The following is a 17,091-nucleotide window of genomic DNA, read 5'->3' as shown; positions in this document are numbered from 1 at the left end:
CGGGTGCCTCGGCGATCAGTTCAACCGGCCTGCCGGGAGTGACCGCCGGCGCCGGGCCGTCACGGGGTACGTCACCGACCGTCTCAGCGGGATCGGTGCGACGACGTCCAGCCCTGCTGTCGCAGCCGTTCGATGCCGTCCAGCAGCAGGTCCAGCGCGAACTCGAACTCGAACTGGTCGTCGCAGCCCTGCCCGACGACCGACGCGTCGTCGTGGGACGCCGCCGTGGCGATCTCCGCGAGGTGCGGGAACCGGGCCGCGACCTCCGGCGGAAAACCCGCGGCCGGCGGTTCCGGGTCGGCCGCGCCGGACCGGCCGGCACGCCGGGAGGTGTCGAACAGCTCCTGGCTGAAGCCCAGGACCCGGCTGCCCATCGCGTGCATCACGTGGTGGGCGAGGTTGGCGGAGAACCCGCCGGCCCGCAACGTCCCGACGATCGCGTCGAGGTAGGCGAGGATCGCCGGCGTCGCCATGTTCCGCGACTCGATCGCGAGCGATGCCCAGGGGTGGCGCAGCAGCATCTGCCGCGCCGAGAGGATGCGGCCGCGGATCACGTGCTTCCAGTCGGCGTCGGGCACCGCCGGGTCGATCTCACCGACGACCACGTCGATCATGCCGTCGAGCAGTTCGTCCTTGTTGGTGACGTGCTTGTAGAGGGCCATCGGCACGACGCCCAGTTCCTGGGCGAGGTTGCGCATGCTGAGGGACTCGATCCCGGCCCCGTCGGCGAGCGCGACGGCGGCGCGCAGGATCCGGTCCCTGCTCAGCGGCGTCCGGCGCAGCGTCTCAGCCTGCTCAGCCATCTTGATCCTCGTCTTCCGGCGGCGGTTGAAACCATAACCGCCTTGACAGGTGTACGCCGTACACCTACTTTATCTCTCATGAGGTGTACGCCGTACACCCGGAGGGAGGAAAAAATGAAGGCCATCGTCCAGGATCGATACGGCCCGCCGGAGACGCTCACCCTCGCCGACGTCGACACTCCGGTGCCCGCCGCCGACGAAGTGCTCGTCCGGGTCGAGGCCGCCGCCCTCAACGCGTACGACTGGCACGCCATGCGCGGCGACCCGCGGATGGCACGGCTGGCCATGGGGCGGTCGAAGCCCCGCGCCCGCATCCGCGGCCGCGACTTCGCCGGCCGGGTCGAGGCCGTCGGCGCCGACGTCCGACAGGTACGCCCCGGTGACGCCGTGTTCGGCGACCTCGGCGAGGCCAACGGCGCGTTCGCCGAATACGTCTGCCTACCCGAGACCCTGGTCGCCCCCAAGCCGGCGAACCTGACGCCGCAGCAGGCCGCCGCCCTGCCACTGGCGGGCGTCACCGCGCTCATGGGACTGCGCGACGCCGGTCGGGTCGAACCCGGCCAGCACGTCCTCGTCAACGGCGCCTCCGGCGGCGTCGGCACCCTGGCCGTCCAACTCGCCAAGGCCTTCGGTGCCACCGTCACCGCCGTGTGCAGCACCCGCAACGTCGACCTGGTCCGCTCGCTGGGCGCCGACCACGTCGTCGACTACACCCGCGACGACTTCAGCCACGGCCCCCGCCGCCACGACGTCGTCTTCGACCTGGTCGGCAACCGCTCGCTCACCGCACTCCGGCGGACGCTGACCCCGACCGGAACGCTCGTGCTCTCCGGCGGCGGCGTGTACCGCGGCGGCAGCCTCCTCGGACCGGTCCTGCTCCTGGCCCGCGGGCAACTGCTGGCCCCCTTCGTCCGGCAGCGCATCGTCAGGCTCGACGCCACACCCGGCCGGCAACACCTCGACGCGCTCCGCGCCCACGCCGAGGCCGGCCGCCTCACCCCCGTCATCGACCGGACCTATCCGCTCCACGAGGTGCCCCAGGCCATCCGCTACCTCGAAGGCGAACACGCGCGGGCGAAAGTCGTCATCACCATCTGACCGGACGTCCGCCCCGCCACCCCGGGCGGCTGCGTGACCGGAACCGTCGAGCCACGCCGGCCGACGGCACGCGGATCACCGCTCGCTCCCCCGGTAGGTGACCCGGCGGACCAGTGTCTCGAACGGCCCCCGTCGTCCGGTCCGCCGCATCCGGTCCGCCAGCAGCACGGTGATCAGCCACGTCGTGGTGGCGAGAAGCGCCGTGCCGGCGACGGTCAGGGGGTCGGAGAGATCAAGCAGAAACGGGGTGAAGACGACCGCCCAGATCACCGACTGGGCCAGGTAACAGGTCATCGATCGCTGACCGACCGCGGCGATCGCGTCGACCATCGGCCGAGGGCCGCGAGCCGGGAGCCGGACGGCGATCAGCGACAGCAGCGCGGCGTAGCCGAAACCGCCCAGAACCCCCGTCGCGTCATGCAGGGAGCCGAACAGTTCGAGCGCCGACCGGTCCGGGGGTGTCAGCACGCCGGCGAGCATCAGCGAGATCGGTTGGGCGCCGAGCACCGCGGCCCGAGTGCCCGCTGTCGGCGCGCGATCCGGGCGACGCCGTACCCGAACAGCAGCCCGAACATCGGAAACGCCCGACCGTCGACGAAGGTCGAGAGCAACCAGGTGACAGCCTGGTCGACGCCGGATCCGTCGCGCGGATAGCCGCCGAGCACCGACGGGCCACGCAGGAAGTAGTGCGAGTTGGCCAGGGCGATGAACAACAGCATGAAACCACGTGCGAGGTCGGGCCCCAGGGCACGCGTCGCGAGGGCGGCCGGGCGGGACAGATCCGCCGTCACGAGACATCCCGGAGGTCCGGATGCGGTGCTGACATGCCGGTCAGCCAACCGCGCCCACCGTCCGGTAGCCATACCACCTTGGTCGATACCGGACCTGACCAAAGTCGATCTGCCGGACCGGCCGCCGGTGCGCGTATTCCACGCCCGCCCCGCCCGTGCGCACGGACGCTCCTGTGGTGCGTCGACCGGCCGCCCCCGTGCCCTTCGTGGGGTGGCGGTGCGTGATGATCGTTAGTTGTTCCGCCGTTGTCCGTACGGCGTGTCGGGTTGCTGGGCAGCTGATGATCACGGGTGCCGTGGCGGTTTGCCGGGGAAGGACCCCAAAGGTGTTGGGGTCCACAGCGAATTCGGCGTACGCACAGCGAATCCGCTGTGGGGCGTGACAGTGGTATCGGGTCGGCGGGTGGACCGGGCCGGTGCGGCGGCCGAGAGCCGGGGCGGGACGCTCCTGTAGTGCGTCAGGTGGCTGGGGTGGGCTTCGACCGCGGCCCGGCGGGCTATGCCTTCCACGGCCCAGACCCGCGACCCTGAACGCTGCCCGGCCACGGCGAGCAGTTCGCCACGGTGCCAGGACACGCCAGCCGCCAACTGGCGGTCAAGCTCATGACCAGGCCAGACGTCTCCCCGCCGGGCCGGTGCCGGGGGTAGCGGGCGGACAAGTCCCGCCCAAGACACGAGGCCAGTCAGAGCAAGGGTCACGCCCACTACCACCCGCATCAGCTCACCACTGATGAACCGACCCCGCCGTGCTCACAGTCAGTCGAGGGTCATCGGCCCGACCAGGCGGATCTCCTCGACGTCCAGGCGAGCCTGCAACTCGCGCAGCACGGCCTCGTCGATCTCCCGGGCGTCGCGCATCCGGGTGATCTCGCGCCGCTTGTGGTCGAGCGCGGCCAGGCGCAGTCGGCGCTCAACCTCCCGGGCGGCGTTCGACTCGTCCTCCTGCTCGGCCTGCAGTGCGCCGAGGTGTCCCTCGTAGTCGCCCCGCAGCCGCTGCGTGCTCTCCGGGTCGGCGCCGACCCGGTCGGCGATGTCCGACAGTGCCGTGAGCGTGGCCTTGGTGGCCGTGACCTGCGCCTGCCGCGTCTCGTCGGCGCGTTCCGGGTCGCCGGAGAGCCCCGCCCAGTTCATCAGCAACGGCAGCGTGGTCCCCTGCACGAGCATCGTCAGCAGGATCACCGTTGCGACGCAGAAGATGATCAGATCGCGCTCCCGGACCGGCTCACCGTCGATGGTCAGCGGGACGGCGAGCGCCGCCGCCAGGGAGACGGCACCGCGGAACCCGGCCCAGCCGGCGACGGTACGCACCCGCCAGTTCACCCGCCGCCCGCGACTGGACTCCCGTCTGTCCACCACCCGGGCGACGGCGGCGGTCAGGTGCAGCCAGAGCATCCGGACCGCGACCAGCACACCGGCCACGACGACCGAGATGGCGATCGCACGCATCAGCGAGGTGCTGGTGACGTCGCGTAGCGCCCTCGGGATCTGCATCCCCAGCAGCACGAAGAGTCCGCCGTTGATGAGGAAGGTGGTGAGGTCCCAGAACGACAGCGCCAGCACCCGCGACCGGGCCCGGATCACCCGGGGGCTGGCGAATGTGACCAACAGCCCGGCGGCCACCACGGCGAGCACGCCGCTCTCGTGGATGGATTCGGCGAGGAAGAAGGCGGCGAACGGGGTGAGCACGCTCAGCGCCCCCTCCCGCAGCGGGTCGTCCAGGCGCTTGCGGATCAGGATCACCACCGTGCCGACCAGCAGGCCGGCCGCGATGCCGCCGAGGAAAGACAGGCCGATCTTCTCGACGAGTTCGATGGCGCTCGGAGCCGCGTGCCCGCCGAGCAGCCCGAGCGCGATGGCGAACAGCACCAGGGCGGTGCCGTCGTTGATCAGACTTTCGGTGTGCAGCGTGGCGAGCAGGCGCCGGGGCATCCGCTTGGCCAGGCCGGCCACCGCCGCCGCGTCGGTCGGGGCGAGCACCGCACCGATCACCCAGGCCGCCGCCGGGTCGATGCCGAACCGCTGTACCACCAGCGACACCGCCACCATCGTGGCGCCGACCAGCCCGATCGCCAGCAGAGCGATGACCACGATGTTCGCCCGTACCTCCCGCAGGCTGGTGGTCAGGCTCTCCCGGTAGAGGATCGCCGGCAGGAACAGCAGCAGCACCACCTCGGGGGCGAGGATCACATGGGACAGCGGGGGCAGGAGCGCGAGCAGGGCGCCCAGGATGATGAGCAGGACCGGTGGCGCGACCCGGTAGCGGCCACCGATGGTGGTGCCGACCAGCACGGTGACGCCCAGCGTGATGATCAGCAGCAGATCCGGCACGTCGCCCCCAATCGTCCTCTCTCACATGGTGGTACCTCGACCGGCCGCCCGACCCGGAATCGGCGCACGGGGCCGCTGGCCGGGCACGAAACGCCGCCCGACCCGCTCGACGTCCCTGCGATTCCGTGCCTGTTCGTCACCCCCGGGCCGTAACCTCCCACTTGCAGGTATCGGGGCCTTCCGTCGGTGCGCGCCACCGGCGTCGATCGCCGACTGGTCCCGCTCGCCACGACGGATCGGATCTCCGGGGACGGGGATCCAGCCACACAGGTAAGAAAAGAGGCGACATCCATCGATAGCAGGAAATTGTCCGTACCGCCCCGATGAGAACGGTGGCCAACCACCTTCCGCGCAGGCACTACCCGGGTTCCCCCGCGCCGGTCGCCGGCGCCCCGATGGACCGGTGAATACCGGAGAAGGTCGACGCGCGCGTGCGGCACATTCGCGACTACGCCGGCCATCAGAGATTCGACCAGCATTTCCGCCGATCAGTTTCCTGTTTTCGGTACGGTCGAATTCGAACCGACGACCCCTTGCCACCGACCGCGGCCATCCCGGACTTGTCACCACTTCTCGAAAGTGGGCACTGACCTGCACAGACTTTAGTTCCTTTCGGTCGCCACTCCCCCACCACCGAGGTGTCGTCCGGTCATCGCGGCGATCGATTGCCCCGCCATCGCGAGCGCTCGGTCGCGGAAGTCCGTGTCGGTGGGTGAATTCAACCCGAGGTACATGATCACGATTACCGTCGACCTGGACCATGCCCGCTCAACCGTAGGCCCGTTCGGCAGCAGGACCCTCGCCACGATGGTCACCGCCAACCAGGCGGGCAGCCCACAGTGGATCACCGTGCCGGAACGGATCAAGGTGCGCCGCACCGGGTGGCCGGCCCCGCACACGACCCGATCTGGACCTGGCCGACAACCGGAACACCGTTCGCGAGACAGTCCCGAGCTCGATCGAAGTTGCGCCCGACAGAGTGGTGGTAGCCGACAGTTACGAGGCATTGACAACGGTCGCGCATCCCGGCAGGCTTTGCGAAACCGCCTGGGGGCAGGCGGTCAGCCCAGGTGTTTCTAGGTTGTTTTGAGTAGCGTCGATTGATTTGTCTCCTCAGCGATGGTGGGGAATGCGTAGAGCCTCGTAGCAGTACCCGGACGTCGACGGCCCCTTTCGCCTGCCGGGCGTTCTCGCCCGTCCGGAGGCAGAGTTCTGCCGTTCGTGCGTCGCCGTATCGACTCGTTTCTGAAAGCAGGAGGTGTCGCGGTCGTGGCTGCCGTGGTGCATTCAGCACCAGATCTTGAGTCGGCCTGGTCGTCTTCTTTCGATGGATCGGAGATCTGATGCGCGTCGCCCTCCTCACCACGACTCAGCATGGGCACCTGAACCCGTATGTTCCGGTGGTCAACGCGCTGCGAACTGCCGGCAGTGAGGTTGTGCTGCTGCTGTTGTCGGCGGACGGTGGCACGCTCGACGAGCAGCGCCGCCGGGCCTTGGGCAAGGCGCAGGTCCACGGGATCGGGCAGGTCGAGATGGCGCCGTGGAGCGGCGACCCGGCGAAGATCGGCCCGATGCTCGAGTCGTCGCCGGTGGCAGACCAGACAGCTGACGCGCTCCGTGCGACGGCGCCGGACTTCGTGCTCGTCGATTCGCTGCCGGTCACGGCGTCGGCCATGGTCGGCGCACAGGCGTCCGGCGTGCCGTACGGGATGATCTGGGCCAACCTGGGTGGAGTATGCCCGAGCGAGCATCGTCGGGGTCGCTGGCCGTACGACGAGCAGGTCGGCGACTATCTGACCAGGCACGGGGTGTTGTGGTCGACCCGGACCCACTCGGCGCGTTCGCCGATTCTCAATCTGATGCCGACGATTCCGGCTCTCGTCGGGGACGACGCGGTCACCGACGACGGTGTGCAGCTGGTCGGGTTGCCGGGTGCCGCCGGGACCCGCGGCGACGAGGTCGCCTTCGCGGGCCTGGATCGGCTCGACCCCGACCGCCCGGTGGTGTACGTCTCCTTCGGCACGATCTTCTACCGGCGGCCGGACCTGCTGCGCACGGTGATCATCGGGGCGGCGGCGACCGGCGCACAGGTGGTCGCCGCGGTGGGAGATCTCGCCGAGGAACTCGCGCTGCCCGACGAGGTGCTCACCGCCCCGTATCTGCCGCAACGTGAGGTGCTCGAGCGCGCCGACGTGTTCATCACCCACGGCGGATACAACTCCGTGGCGGAGTCGATCCGGGCGGCGACACCGATGCTGGTGATCCCGCTGGCCGTGGACCAGCCGGTCCAGGCGCACTTCGTGGGTAGCGCGGGCTTCGGGACGGCATTGGAGCCGGCCGGCGTCACCGAGCAGGCGGTCGCCGACGCCGTCACCGATCTGCTCGATCCCGCCCGGGACTACCGGGCCCGGCTGCGCGCCGCGCAGCCGGAGTGCGGCGATTCCGCCGTACGCGCGGCCGAGCTGGTCATCGGCACGGCCGAGACGCTACAGCGAAAGGGTGAGCAGTGACGATCGAACTGCGGCGGCCGGTGGGCGACCCGATCGTGATCGATGATCTTGAGCGCCTCTCGTTCCGGGTGGATCGCCGCGCCTACACCGACGACGACCTGGCCGCGCAGGAGATGACCAGGATCTTCGATCGCTGCTGGTTGTACGTCGGGCACGAATCGGAGGTACCCGGGCCGGGCTCCTACGTGGCACGCGACGTCGGCGGGCGCCCGGTGGTCATGGCGCGCGGGTCCGACGGGGTGATCCGGGTGTTCGCGAACAGCTGCACCCACCGCGGGGCCCTGATCTGCTCGCAGCCGGCCGGGCAGGCCAGATCGTTCCGGTGCCCGTACCACGACTGGACGTTCTCCAACCAGGGCGACCTGGTCGGGGTCCCGATCCCGGACGGATACGGGCCAGGCTTCCGGAAGGCGGACTTCGGCCTGGCGCAGCACCGCAGTGACAGTTACCGCGGTTTCGTGTTCGTCACCTTCGATCCCGAGCAGCCGCGCACCCTGACCGAATACCTGGCGGGTGCGACGGAGTACCTCGACCTGATCGACGACCAGTCCGAGGTCGGGATGGAGGTGATCCAAGGTGCGCAACTCCACGGAGCCCGGGCCAACTGGAAGCTCATGATGGAGAACAGCGTCGACATCTACCACTTCCGGGCCCTGCACAAGCGTTACGTCAGCTACATGGAGTCGCTGGGGTCGGTGCCACCACGACGGCGAGGCGGCTTCGGCCGCGCCCTCGGACTGGGGCATGGAGCCAACGAGCTGCCACCGGCGGCGGCCCGCCCGCTCGCCTACTGGACGCCGATGTTCGGTGCCGAGGTCCGGCCGCGGATCGAGGCGACGGCCGCACGGTTCGTCGACCGGTTCGGCGCCGAACGCGCCGAACGGATCACCGGCACCAACCGTGCGCTGCTGATCTTCCCCAACTTGATGATCATCGACGCGATCGCGATCACGATCCGCAAGATCGACCCGGTCGGCGCCGGCCGGATGGCCATCACCTCGGTCGCCCTGGCCCCCAGGGACGAGGACCCGGACATCCGGGAACTGCGCAAGAGTCACTACCTGACGTTCCTCGGCCCCGCCGGCTTCGCCACCCCCGACGACATCGAGATCATCGAGTCGTGCCAGCGGGGTTATCTCAACCGCACGGTCCGCTACTCGGATCTGTCCCGCGGCATGAACAAGGAGATTCCGGAGACGACCGACGAGCTTCCCGCCCGCGAGTTCTGGCGGCAGTGGGACCGGCTGATGCACGGCGACGACGGTCACCTCGACGTCGCCCACCGGGCCGAGATGCAAGGGGCGGAACCACGATGACCACCGAGCTGACGGTCGACGAAACGGCCCGGGTGCGGTTGTGGCACCGGGTGAGCCAGTTCCTTTTCCGTGAGGCGCGGCTGCTCGACGAGTGGCGCCTGCGCGAGTGGTACGACGAGATGCTGACCGACGACGTCCGCTACTCCATGCCGGCCACCGACGTCCGCGCGGAGACGGCCGGTGCGCTCGGGCTCATCGACGACGACGCTGCCCGGCTACGCCAGCGGATCGAACAACTCCTCAACGACGAGGTGTGGTGTGAGAACCCCCGGTCGCGGACGAATCGGATGATCAGCAACGTGGAGATCCTGGCCGATCGGGGCACGCACCTCGACGTGGCGGCGAATGTCGTCGTGCACCGGTTCGGGCACGGACGCTCCGACGCCTACGTCGGAAAATACCGGTTCGAGCTCGTCGTCGAGGGCGAGTCGTTCCGGCTCCGGAAACGGGTCGTGGTGCTCGACCACGAGACGTTGTACGAGCACGGAAAGCTCAGCATCATCCTGTGAACGGACAGTGACGGCGGCCGGCACTGGCAGCGTCCCACCCGTTGCCGCCGCCCACCCGAGTCTCCCCCGTGAGGTCTACGTCCTCAGTGTCGTCGGTGGCTGCGTCATGCTGGGCCTGGGACTGGTGCTCCCGGTGCTCCCCGTGTACGCGGCGACGTTCGGGGCCGGGCCCACCCAGATCGGAACGCTCGTCGCCGTGTTCGCGTTGATGCGGCTGGCCACCAGTCCGTTCTGCGGCCGGCTCGGAGTTCGTTTCGGGGAGCGGCGGGTCCTGGTCGCCGGCCTGCTGCTGTGTGCGGTCTCCTCGGCCCTGACGGCGTTCGCCGGGTCCTACGGGCAGTTGCTCGTGTTCCGCGGCCTCGGCGGTGTCGGTTCGGTGCTGTTCTCGGTGTCCGCGCTGGCGACCCTCCTGGCGATCGCGCCGGCCGAGCACCGGGGCCGGGCCAGCGCCGTGTTCGAAGCAGGCTTCCTGCTCGGCGGGATCTGCGGACCAGCGGTGGGCGGGCTCCTCGCTCTCATCGCCCTGTCCGCGCCGTTCCTGGCGTACGCCGTGCTGTTGCTGGCCGCCGCGGCGCTGGCGCTGGCGGTGCTCCGCACCGGCCGAACTGCCGGCGCAGAGCCTGGCCGCGACCTGGTCCGGCTCCCGGTCCTGCTGCGGGACCGACGCTACCTGGTGGCCTGCCTCGCGGCGTTGGCGCAGGGCTGGGTCCTGTTCGGGCTGCGCAGCGCACTGGTCCCCACGATGGTCGTGGCGTGGCGGCATGACGTCACGTGGGTCGGGTGGGCGTTCACGATATCCGCCGTCGTTCAGGCGCTGCTGATCATGCCGGCCGGCCGGGTCGTCGATCGGGCCGGCCGCCGGTTCGCCATGATCGCCGGCACCGGTGTGGCCGCGGTGGCGATCACAGCCCTGGTGTTCGTGGACAGCTACGCCTGGCTCGTCGTCCTGCTCAGTGTGTACGCGGCGGGATCAGCGCTGCTCAACGCCGCACCGGCCGCGCTGATCGGTGACGTCGTCGCCGGCCGGACCGGCAGCGGCGTCGCCGTCTTCTCGATGTGCACCGATGTCGGCGCGGTGGTCGGACCGGTCGTCGTCGGGCTCATCGCCGAGCGGGTGGGTGTTCCGGCCGCCTTCGGCAGCGGCGCCGTGCTGCTGGTCGTCGCCTTCGTGGCGTCGTGGACGTTGACAACCGTTCGGCCAACACCAAGGAGTTGATCGATGAATCAGCCGTCTGCCCGGCGTGAGCGGGGTGAGGCCATGTTCCAGCAGGTCTTCGGCCGCGAACCGCGCCCGGGTTCCTACCCGGAGTTCCTGCAGATCACCGTCGACCACCTGTTCGGCGAGATCTGGACCCGTCCGCACCTGAGCGTCGAGGAGCGCGAACTGGTCGCGCTGACCGCGGTCACGCTGGCGCGGACCGACTGGGAGCTGCGCGGCCACATCGGCGCCGCCCTGCACCTCGGGATGTCGCGGGAGAAGATCGTCGAAGTCATCATCCAACTCGCCTACTACGGCGGCTGGCCGGTCGCCAACAACGGGCTACGCGTCGCCCAGGAGGTCTTCGCCGAACTGGACGGCGCCACCGGGAGGGACGCGGACCATGACCGGTGACCCGTCCCCCTCGCCCCGGCCGAGAAGGTCGACCTGTGGCGCCAGCGGTTCTTCGAGGCGCAGGCGGCCGCCGAGGAGTTCATCCTGGGAGAGCACGGCGAAGAAGGCCTGGCCGCGTGGATCCAGGCGAACTCCCGCATCACCGCGGAGCTGCTACGGGCGCAACGGCCCGCCGGCGTATCCGCCACCGATCACTTCATGACCCGGCTGCAGCGTCAGCTGTTGCTGTACGACTCGGCGGTGACCAGTGAGCCCCAGCCCTCGGGCACCGTCCTGCGCAACGCCGACTGTGGAATCCTCCGGTACCGCAAACAGGCCGCCCGCGCCGGCGTCGTACTGACCTTCTCGTCACCGTGCCCGTACTGCCAGGAACTCAACACCGCCATCGCCGCCCGCTACGTGGAATCGGACGTCACGGTGTCGTGCGAACAGGCGGGCGACGGGTGCACCTGGCGCGCGGAATCTCCTCACGTGGACGGCGAGGACGCGGCCGGGTCACCGCACCGCGCACGAGCCGGCGACTGAACCAACGGCAGTGCCGTACGGTTGACGGCCGGCGACCGGGTGACGTCGAGCGTCATGCCGAGTTGCCGGCCCACGGCCACACACAGGTCGAGCGCCGCGGTGCGGGTCAGGTCCTGATGATCGTTCTGCGTGAAGCAGGCCGACGCCACGTTCCTGTTCCGCAGGCGCAGGTACCACGGGAACAACGATGCGAGCGCGGGCTCGGTCAGCATCGTGCGCGAATGCACGATCGTCCCCACCAACAGGTTGCCGAAGGGGCGATGCGTTGCGTTCATGAAGCTCTTCAGGCGCTCCTGAAAGATCTTCAGCACCGCGGGTACGTTTCCCGCGTACACCGGCATGGCGAGCAGCATCGCCTGCGCCCCCTCGGCCAGGTCGACGACATGCGCGAAGTCGTCGTCGAGCGTGCATCGGCCCACCTCCGGATCAAGGCAGGTGTCCTCGCCTTCGCACATCGCGATGCGATGGTCGATCAACCGAATCCGCTGGATCTCCGCCTCACCGACCTCCCGGACGACGCCGCTGATCGCCGCCTCGAGCAGCGCGTCGGTCAGTGACGGGAGACGCTTCTGGGTACAGGACAACGCAACGATCTTCATCCGAGGGCCTTCCTGTCCGCTCAGCGCCACGCAAGAGCGGCCACCTGACGAAACCCCGTGGCCGCAAACGAAGTCAACCTACCGACAATCGACCATCGCCGAAACGGTGCGAACACGGCGGCCGTCGTGCTTGGACCAGGAAGGAATCTCAGATGATCACGGATCCGACGCTCTTACGGATTGGTGAGGCTGCGCAGATCAACCACGGAGGCGAGCGGGAAACCGCTCGCCTGCGGCTCGAAGAGATCTGGGAGGAGATCGGGGGCGAGCAAGGGGATCCCCTGCACCGCTGCACGCTCGCGCACGCGATGGCCGATGCGCAGGACGACGTGCAGCAGGAGTTGCTCTGGGATCTGCGGGCGCTGGCCGCCGCCGACCTCATCACCGAGGACCGGGTCGCGGAGGCCGGGGTGTCGCTTTCAGTGGCGGGGTTGTACCCGTCGCTGCACCTGAACCTGAGCGAGTGCTATCGCAAGCTGGGCGATCTTGAACGGGCTCGTGAGCACCTCAAGTATGCGGAGGAAACGGTCGGCGTGCTCGGCGATGACCCGTACGGGCAACTGATCCGGGACGGCCTGAAGAAGGTGACCGAACTGCTGCGTTGACGTGGCAACGCCGAGGGCCGCCCGAATGAAAAGGTTAGGGTCGGCCGCATGACACCAGCCCTTGCCAGCAGTGCCTTCGACGCGCTGCGCGTCGACGCCGTGCCCGACCAGGAGACGCTGCGACGGACCTACGAACTTCCCACCGACATGGCCGTGCGGAAGCAGATGACCGAACTCACCGAGCAGACCCGGCGGTTGATCGGCTGCTCATCGCTGGTCTTCGTCGCCAGCATGGACGCCGAGGGTAACTGTGACGTCTCCCCGCGCGGCGGCCCCGCCGGTTTCGTCGCCGTCCTGGACTCACGGACGGTGGCGATCCCCGACGCGACCGGCAACAAGCGTCTGGACACCCTGCAGAACGTGATCGCCACCGGACGGGCCGGGCTGCTGTTCGTCATCCCGGGGCGCACCACGACGCTCAGGGTGAACGGCCGGGCCTGCGTCTCCACCCGCCCCGACCTGTTGTCGCAGCTGACCGCCGTGGGCAAGCCGCCGGCCAGTGCGCTGGTGCTGGGGATCGAGGAGGTCTACCCGCACTGCCCCAAATCGCTGCTGCGCAGCGGCGCCTGGAAGCCGGATCAGTGGCTGCCGGCGGACGCCCAGCCGACCTCGGCCGAGGTGACCCTGACCCAGCTGCGGATGCCGGAGCTGACCATCGCCGACATCGAGCAGGCGGAGGCGGACTCGCTGAAGTACCGGTACGAGTAACGCGCCGCGCAGCGATGGTGCCGAGCACCGGGTCGCCCGCGCGTGGCGGCCGGGAAGTGGATCAGATCAGGCCGGCCCGGAGCGCGTAGGCGACGGCGTGCGAACGGTTACGCAGCTTGAGCCGGTGGGTGACGCCGTAGATGACGTTCTTGACGGTCCGCTCGGAGTAGCAGAGCTTGCCGGCGATCTCGTTGGTGTCGAGCCCGTCGGCCATCAGCCGCAGCACGTCGACCTCGCGCGGGGTCAGCCCGGAGGCGTTGAGGCCGTTCGGAGCGAGCACCTCGCGTTGCAGCCGCTCGATGTGCTTGAGCAGTTCCCCGACCAGGTTCGGCGGCATGACCCCGCCGCCGTTGGCCGCCGCCAGCACGCTGTGCACCAGCCGCTCGCCGGTGACCGCCGCACGCGGCAGGATGGCGACCACCCGGCACTCCACCGCGGTCAGCAACTCGCTCTCGGTGATCTCGCGGAGCACCAGGACCACCGGCAGGCCGGTCTCCGCGGCCGAGCGGCGCAGCATCGCCACCACGTCCACCGTGAGCTGCTCGCAGGCGAAGACGAGCACCTTCGCCCCGGCCCGGTCGTCGATGGGCAGCAACTCGACCTCCGGGCAGCTTCGCAGGAAGCTGGCGAGTCCCGCGTGGCTGAGCGGTTCTGATGCCTGCAGGATCAGCCCTACCGGTTCCACCGATGCCTCCTGTTGTCGTCGGTCCCGGTGGAGTCTGCGCAATGCCTCTTCAGAGAATCTCCACGCCGGTCTTCACGGCGGCCCGCCGACCGTGAAGGTTCGCCCGGCGTACGTCGGCGACGACGCCCGTCGCGATCAGGTGTCCGCCGCCGGGGGTGTCTCCCGGGCCCGCTGGAGCGCCGCGATGTACTTGGGGATCTCCACCACGGCGAGCTCCAGCCGGCCGGGGGCGAGCTGGTCGGCGAAAATGGCCTCGATCACATCCTGGGCCAGATCGTCGGGGAGTTCGTCGACCCGCTGGGCGGGCAGGCACTGCCACATTCGGATGATGCGCAGCCGCGCCCGGACCTCGGACAGGGTCCGCTCCAGGCCGGCTATGGCCTCGTCGGCCTGCGCCGCGTCCAGCACGAGCCGCCCCTCGGCAGCGAGCGCGAGCAGGAGTTCGCCCACGAACGGGCTCGTCGAGGCAGGTGGGTGAGCCGGCACGGGTCGAGTGCACCAGCCCGGTGAGAGCGGGGGAAGGGGTCGATCACGGAAGTGCCCCGGGCTCCGGTCCGGTCTGCCCGGACTGCCGCCCGGAGCACCCGGGCCGGACGCGGCGGGCCGATTCACCAAGGGCAGCACCGACGCGGTGGAGGGACACTGGACGCAGGTACGGCGGTTGGGGGAGCGTTGTCAGTGGGGAACAGAAGAGTCGATCTCCGGTTGTTGGGCCCGGTGCGGGCGTGGCGGGACGGCGTGGAGATCACGCTGGGGTCGGCGCGACGGATGGCCGTCCTCTGTGTCCTCGCCCTCCGCACCGAGCACGGCGTCTCCCGGGAGCAACTCGTCGCCGCGCTCTGGGGGAGGACGCCCCGGCCAGCGCGACCGGCAACATCTACACGTACGTCTCGACGCTGCGCCAGGCGCTGGAACCGGCCCGGGGCCGGTGGGCGGCGGGGCAGCTGCTCAGCTCGGGCGGGGGCTCGTACCGGCTGCACCTGCCCCGGAGTCCGTCGACGTCGTCCGCTTCGAGTCGCTGCGTGAGGCGGCCCGGCGCCATCGGGTCGCCGGGAACAGCCTCGCCGAGCTGGCCAGTGTGGAGTCCGCGCTGGGCCTGTGGCACGGCGAAGCCCTGGCCGGAGTGCCCGGTCCATTCGCCGAGGCCCAGCGGCTGCGCCTGACCGAACTGCGGCTCGCCACCACCGAGCGGTACGCCGCCCTGCTGGTCGAGGCGGGCCGGCACGAGGAGGCCGTGCCGGTCCTGCGCAGGCTCGTGGACGCGCAGCCCCGCCGGGAGGACCTGCGCACCATGCTGGCCGACGCGCGGCGGGCCGGTGACCGGGGGGCGGCCCCCGTGGTCGGGCCCACCGCCGTCCCGCCACCCGGCGGGGCCGCTCCGGCAGCCGGGAACGGCCCGCCCGCCGGGGCGACGTTGATCGGCCGCGACGCCGAGCTCCGGCGGCTGCGCCGGGCCGTGGCCGAGGCCGGCCTCGGCCACGGGCGCAGCATCCGGGTCGACGGCGCCCCCGGCACGGGCAAGTCGGCGCTGCTCGGGGCGGCCCTCTCCGGTGCCGCTACGGCCGGCTGCCGGATCGGCTGGGCGGTCGGTGACGAGGTCACCCGCCACCTACCGTTGGGCACCCTGGTCGAGTGCATCGAATCGGCGCTGGCCGACGACACCGCCCGCCACCTGGTCGAAGACGCCACCGGCCAGCTGGCCGACGGACCTCCCGCCGACGCGGACGACGGGATCTCCGCCGAGGCCGTGGACAGGGCGGTGGAGCTGGTCCGCCGCGCAGCCGAGGCGAGCCCGCTCGTCCTGGTCGTCGACGACCTGCAGTGGGCCGACCCGGCGACGCTGCGGGTGTGGGCCGCGCTCGGCAAGCACGCCGCCGAGCTGCCGCTGCTCCTGGTGGCGGCGGCCCGGTCCGGCGCGGCGGACGTACGCGGGCTGCCCGCCGACGAGGTCGTGGAGCTGGCGCCGCTGGACACCGCCGCCGCGACCGCCCTCGTCCGGGCGGTGGCCCCGGAGCCGCCCGGGGCCGAGCGGCTGGCGCGGATCCTCGACGACGCCGGGGGCCATCCCGGGTACCTGCGCCACCTCGCCGTGAGCGAACCCGGTGCGCCGACGGCGAGCGCGCTGGTGGCGGCGGTCGAGGCGCACCTCGCCCCCGCCACCGAGGAGACCCGGCAGGCGCTGCGGGCGCTCGCCTTCCTGAGCGCGTACGAGCTACGGGCGCCCGGTACGCAGCCGGCCGGCGCCACCCTCGCCGCGCTGGCCGCCGCCACCGACCGTACCCAGGACGACCTGGCGCGGATGTTGGCGCCGGCACTGGCCGACGAGGTCCTCACCACCGAGGGTGACCGGCTGCTCTTCCGGCACCGGGTCGTGGCCCGGACCCTGCACGAGAGCACCCCGGCGGCCCTGCGGATCACCCTGCACCGGTCCTTCGGGCAACGGCTCGTCGCCGCCGACGCCCCGGCCGAGCAGGTCGTGGCGCAACTGCTCGCCGGGGAGGTACCGCTCGACGGCCGGTTCGGCGCCTGGCTGGCCGAGCACGTCGAGGAACTTGTCGACCGGGCGCCGCAGACCGCGCTCGCCGTGCTGCGCCAGGCCCACGTCCGGTATGCCCTCGACCCGGCCCACCGGCTGCTCCTCACCGCCTGGCTGGCCCGGCTGCTGCTGCGGCAGCAGCAGGTCGCGACGGCGGAGGCCGGCTGGGTTGCCGCCCGGACCACCGACCCCGCCCTGCGGGGCGAGATGCGCTGGGTGGCGGCCCACACCCACGAGCGGCGGGGCGAGTACGAGGCCGCCGCGGAGATCGCCCACGTGGCCCTGCGGGAACGCCGGATCACCGCGCGCTGGATGCACCAGCTGCGGACGCTGCTCGCACGGGTCCGTCCGCACCTGCCGGGCCAGCCGACCATGCCGCACATTCCACGTTCGACGGTGGTCGACGACGCAGCCGCACCAACCCGTGGCGTGCACACCGCCGACGTCGGGGAGTAGCTGCCGCACC

General features: G+C 70.6%; 16 protein-coding genes and 1 pseudogene. 10 read left to right on the top strand and 7 right to left on the bottom strand.

The window, feature by feature from the left end; translation table 11 throughout:
* Positions 1-83: 83 nt before the first annotated feature.
* Positions 84-803: a TetR/AcrR family transcriptional regulator gene (locus Prubr_RS21350; protein ID WP_212816681.1), complete on the bottom strand. Its 720-nt coding sequence runs from the start codon at positions 801-803 to the stop codon at positions 84-86.
* A 114-nt stretch (positions 804-917) separates the two neighbouring features.
* Here Prubr_RS21350 and Prubr_RS21345 point away from each other — a divergent pair, with 114 nt between their 5' ends.
* Entirely contained in the window at positions 918-1,901 is a 984-nt protein-coding gene (locus tag Prubr_RS21345) for an NAD(P)-dependent alcohol dehydrogenase (RefSeq protein ID WP_212816680.1), read from the top strand.
* 75 nt (positions 1,902-1,976) lie between these two features.
* Here Prubr_RS21345 and Prubr_RS21340 read toward each other — a convergent pair whose 3' ends face one another.
* The 3 genes from Prubr_RS21340 to Prubr_RS21330 all read right to left on the bottom strand — a co-directional run bounded on the left by Prubr_RS21340 (position 1,977) and on the right by Prubr_RS21330 (position 5,020).
* A complete protein-coding gene (locus Prubr_RS21340; RefSeq protein ID WP_212816679.1) occupies positions 1,977-2,369 on the bottom strand; it encodes a DUF418 domain-containing protein in 393 nt (130 codons plus the stop codon).
* A gap of 11 nt (positions 2,370-2,380) precedes the next feature.
* Positions 2,381-2,620, bottom strand: coding sequence for a hypothetical protein (locus Prubr_RS21335; protein ID WP_212816678.1), 240 nt, complete (start codon positions 2,618-2,620; stop codon positions 2,381-2,383).
* 828 nt (positions 2,621-3,448) lie between these two features.
* Positions 3,449-5,020, bottom strand: a complete 1,572-nt coding sequence (locus tag Prubr_RS21330; protein WP_212816677.1) for a Na+/H+ antiporter — start codon at positions 5,018-5,020, stop codon at positions 3,449-3,451.
* Between the two features lie 1,343 nt (positions 5,021-6,363).
* Here Prubr_RS21330 and Prubr_RS21325 point away from each other — a divergent pair.
* From Prubr_RS21325 to Prubr_RS21300, 6 genes are all read left to right on the top strand, one after another.
* Positions 6,364-7,530 carry a glycosyltransferase gene (locus tag Prubr_RS21325; RefSeq protein WP_212816676.1) on the top strand — a complete coding sequence of 389 codons (1,167 nt, stop codon included), beginning with the start codon at positions 6,364-6,366 and terminating at the stop codon, positions 7,528-7,530.
* Positions 7,527-8,846, top strand: a complete 1,320-nt coding sequence (locus Prubr_RS21320; RefSeq protein ID WP_212816675.1) for an aromatic ring-hydroxylating oxygenase subunit alpha — start codon at positions 7,527-7,529, stop codon at positions 8,844-8,846. Before Prubr_RS21325 ends, Prubr_RS21320 begins: the two co-directional genes overlap by 4 nt.
* Positions 8,843-9,355 (top strand): aromatic-ring-hydroxylating dioxygenase subunit beta, encoded by a 513-nt coding sequence (locus Prubr_RS21315; RefSeq protein WP_212828952.1) that lies wholly within the window; start codon positions 8,843-8,845, stop codon positions 9,353-9,355. The genes Prubr_RS21320 and Prubr_RS21315 overlap by 4 nt, the downstream gene beginning before the upstream one ends.
* A gap of 7 nt (positions 9,356-9,362) precedes the next feature.
* Positions 9,363-10,571 carry an MFS transporter gene (locus tag Prubr_RS21310; protein ID WP_281425819.1) on the top strand — a complete coding sequence of 403 codons (1,209 nt, stop codon included), beginning with the start codon at positions 9,363-9,365 and terminating at the stop codon, positions 10,569-10,571.
* A 3-nt stretch (positions 10,572-10,574) separates the two neighbouring features.
* Positions 10,575-10,967 (top strand): carboxymuconolactone decarboxylase family protein, encoded by a 393-nt coding sequence (locus tag Prubr_RS21305; protein ID WP_212816673.1) that lies wholly within the window; start codon positions 10,575-10,577, stop codon positions 10,965-10,967.
* Between the two features lie 198 nt (positions 10,968-11,165).
* Complete coding sequence (locus Prubr_RS21300) at positions 11,166-11,492, top strand: hypothetical protein (protein ID WP_246567440.1); 327 nt, start codon at positions 11,166-11,168, stop codon at positions 11,490-11,492.
* Here the strand turns inward: Prubr_RS21300 and Prubr_RS21295 are convergent.
* A complete protein-coding gene (locus Prubr_RS21295) occupies positions 11,435-12,091 on the bottom strand; it encodes a flavodoxin family protein (protein ID WP_212816672.1) in 657 nt (218 codons plus the stop codon). The two genes, Prubr_RS21300 and Prubr_RS21295, sit on opposite strands and share 58 nt — an antisense overlap.
* A gap of 152 nt (positions 12,092-12,243) precedes the next feature.
* Between Prubr_RS21295 and Prubr_RS21290 the strand changes: the two genes are divergently transcribed.
* Positions 12,244-12,696 (top strand): hypothetical protein, encoded by a 453-nt coding sequence (locus tag Prubr_RS21290; RefSeq protein ID WP_212816671.1) that lies wholly within the window; start codon positions 12,244-12,246, stop codon positions 12,694-12,696.
* Positions 12,697-12,744: 48 nt separating this feature from the next.
* On the top strand, positions 12,745-13,404 hold the full coding sequence (locus Prubr_RS21285) for an MSMEG_1061 family FMN-dependent PPOX-type flavoprotein (protein WP_212816670.1): 660 nt from the start codon (positions 12,745-12,747) through the stop codon (positions 13,402-13,404).
* Between the two features lie 61 nt (positions 13,405-13,465).
* Here Prubr_RS21285 and Prubr_RS21280 read toward each other — a convergent pair whose 3' ends face one another.
* Together Prubr_RS21280 and Prubr_RS21275 are read right to left on the bottom strand one after the other, a co-directional pair.
* A complete protein-coding gene (locus tag Prubr_RS21280; protein WP_212816669.1) occupies positions 13,466-14,089 on the bottom strand; it encodes a helix-turn-helix transcriptional regulator in 624 nt (207 codons plus the stop codon).
* Positions 14,090-14,224: 135 nt separating this feature from the next.
* A complete protein-coding gene (locus Prubr_RS21275) occupies positions 14,225-14,539 on the bottom strand; it encodes a hypothetical protein (protein ID WP_425517934.1) in 315 nt (104 codons plus the stop codon).
* A 192-nt stretch (positions 14,540-14,731) separates the two neighbouring features.
* On the opposite strand from Prubr_RS21275, the pseudogene Prubr_RS21270 reads away from it, so the two are divergent.
* Positions 14,732-17,081 (top strand): annotated as a pseudogene (locus Prubr_RS21270) (ATP-binding protein).
* Positions 17,082-17,091 lie beyond the last annotated feature (10 nt).

This window comes from Polymorphospora rubra (assembly GCF_018324255.1).
GTDB classification, from domain to species: domain Bacteria; phylum Actinomycetota; class Actinomycetes; order Mycobacteriales; family Micromonosporaceae; genus Polymorphospora; species Polymorphospora rubra.
The sequence above is the reverse complement of the archived record's forward strand: the minus strand, read 5'-3'. Positions and strand labels throughout refer to the sequence as shown.

What these genes read in the sequence shown, in the direction of transcription:
- Prubr_RS21290 (WP_212816671.1), top strand. Translation starts at nt 12,244, where the DNA reads ATGATCACGGATCCGACGCTCTTACGGATTGGTGAGGCTGCGCAGATC.
- Prubr_RS21315 (WP_212828952.1), top strand. Translation starts at nt 8,843, where the DNA reads ATGACCACCGAGCTGACGGTCGACGAAACGGCCCGGGTGCGGTTGTGG.
- Prubr_RS21335 (WP_212816678.1), bottom strand. Translation starts at nt 2,620, where the DNA reads ATGCTGTTGTTCATCGCCCTGGCCAACTCGCACTACTTCCTGCGTGGC.
- Prubr_RS21295 (WP_212816672.1), bottom strand. Translation starts at nt 12,091, where the DNA reads ATGAAGATCGTTGCGTTGTCCTGTACCCAGAAGCGTCTCCCGTCACTG.
- Prubr_RS21325 (WP_212816676.1), top strand. Translation starts at nt 6,364, where the DNA reads ATGCGCGTCGCCCTCCTCACCACGACTCAGCATGGGCACCTGAACCCG.
- Prubr_RS21350 (WP_212816681.1), bottom strand. Translation starts at nt 803, where the DNA reads ATGGCTGAGCAGGCTGAGACGCTGCGCCGGACGCCGCTGAGCAGGGAC.
- Prubr_RS21305 (WP_212816673.1), top strand. Translation starts at nt 10,575, where the DNA reads ATGAATCAGCCGTCTGCCCGGCGTGAGCGGGGTGAGGCCATGTTCCAG.
- Prubr_RS21285 (WP_212816670.1), top strand. Translation starts at nt 12,745, where the DNA reads ATGACACCAGCCCTTGCCAGCAGTGCCTTCGACGCGCTGCGCGTCGAC.
- Prubr_RS21345 (WP_212816680.1), top strand. Translation starts at nt 918, where the DNA reads ATGAAGGCCATCGTCCAGGATCGATACGGCCCGCCGGAGACGCTCACC.
- Prubr_RS21300 (WP_246567440.1), top strand. Translation starts at nt 11,166, where the DNA reads ATGACCCGGCTGCAGCGTCAGCTGTTGCTGTACGACTCGGCGGTGACC.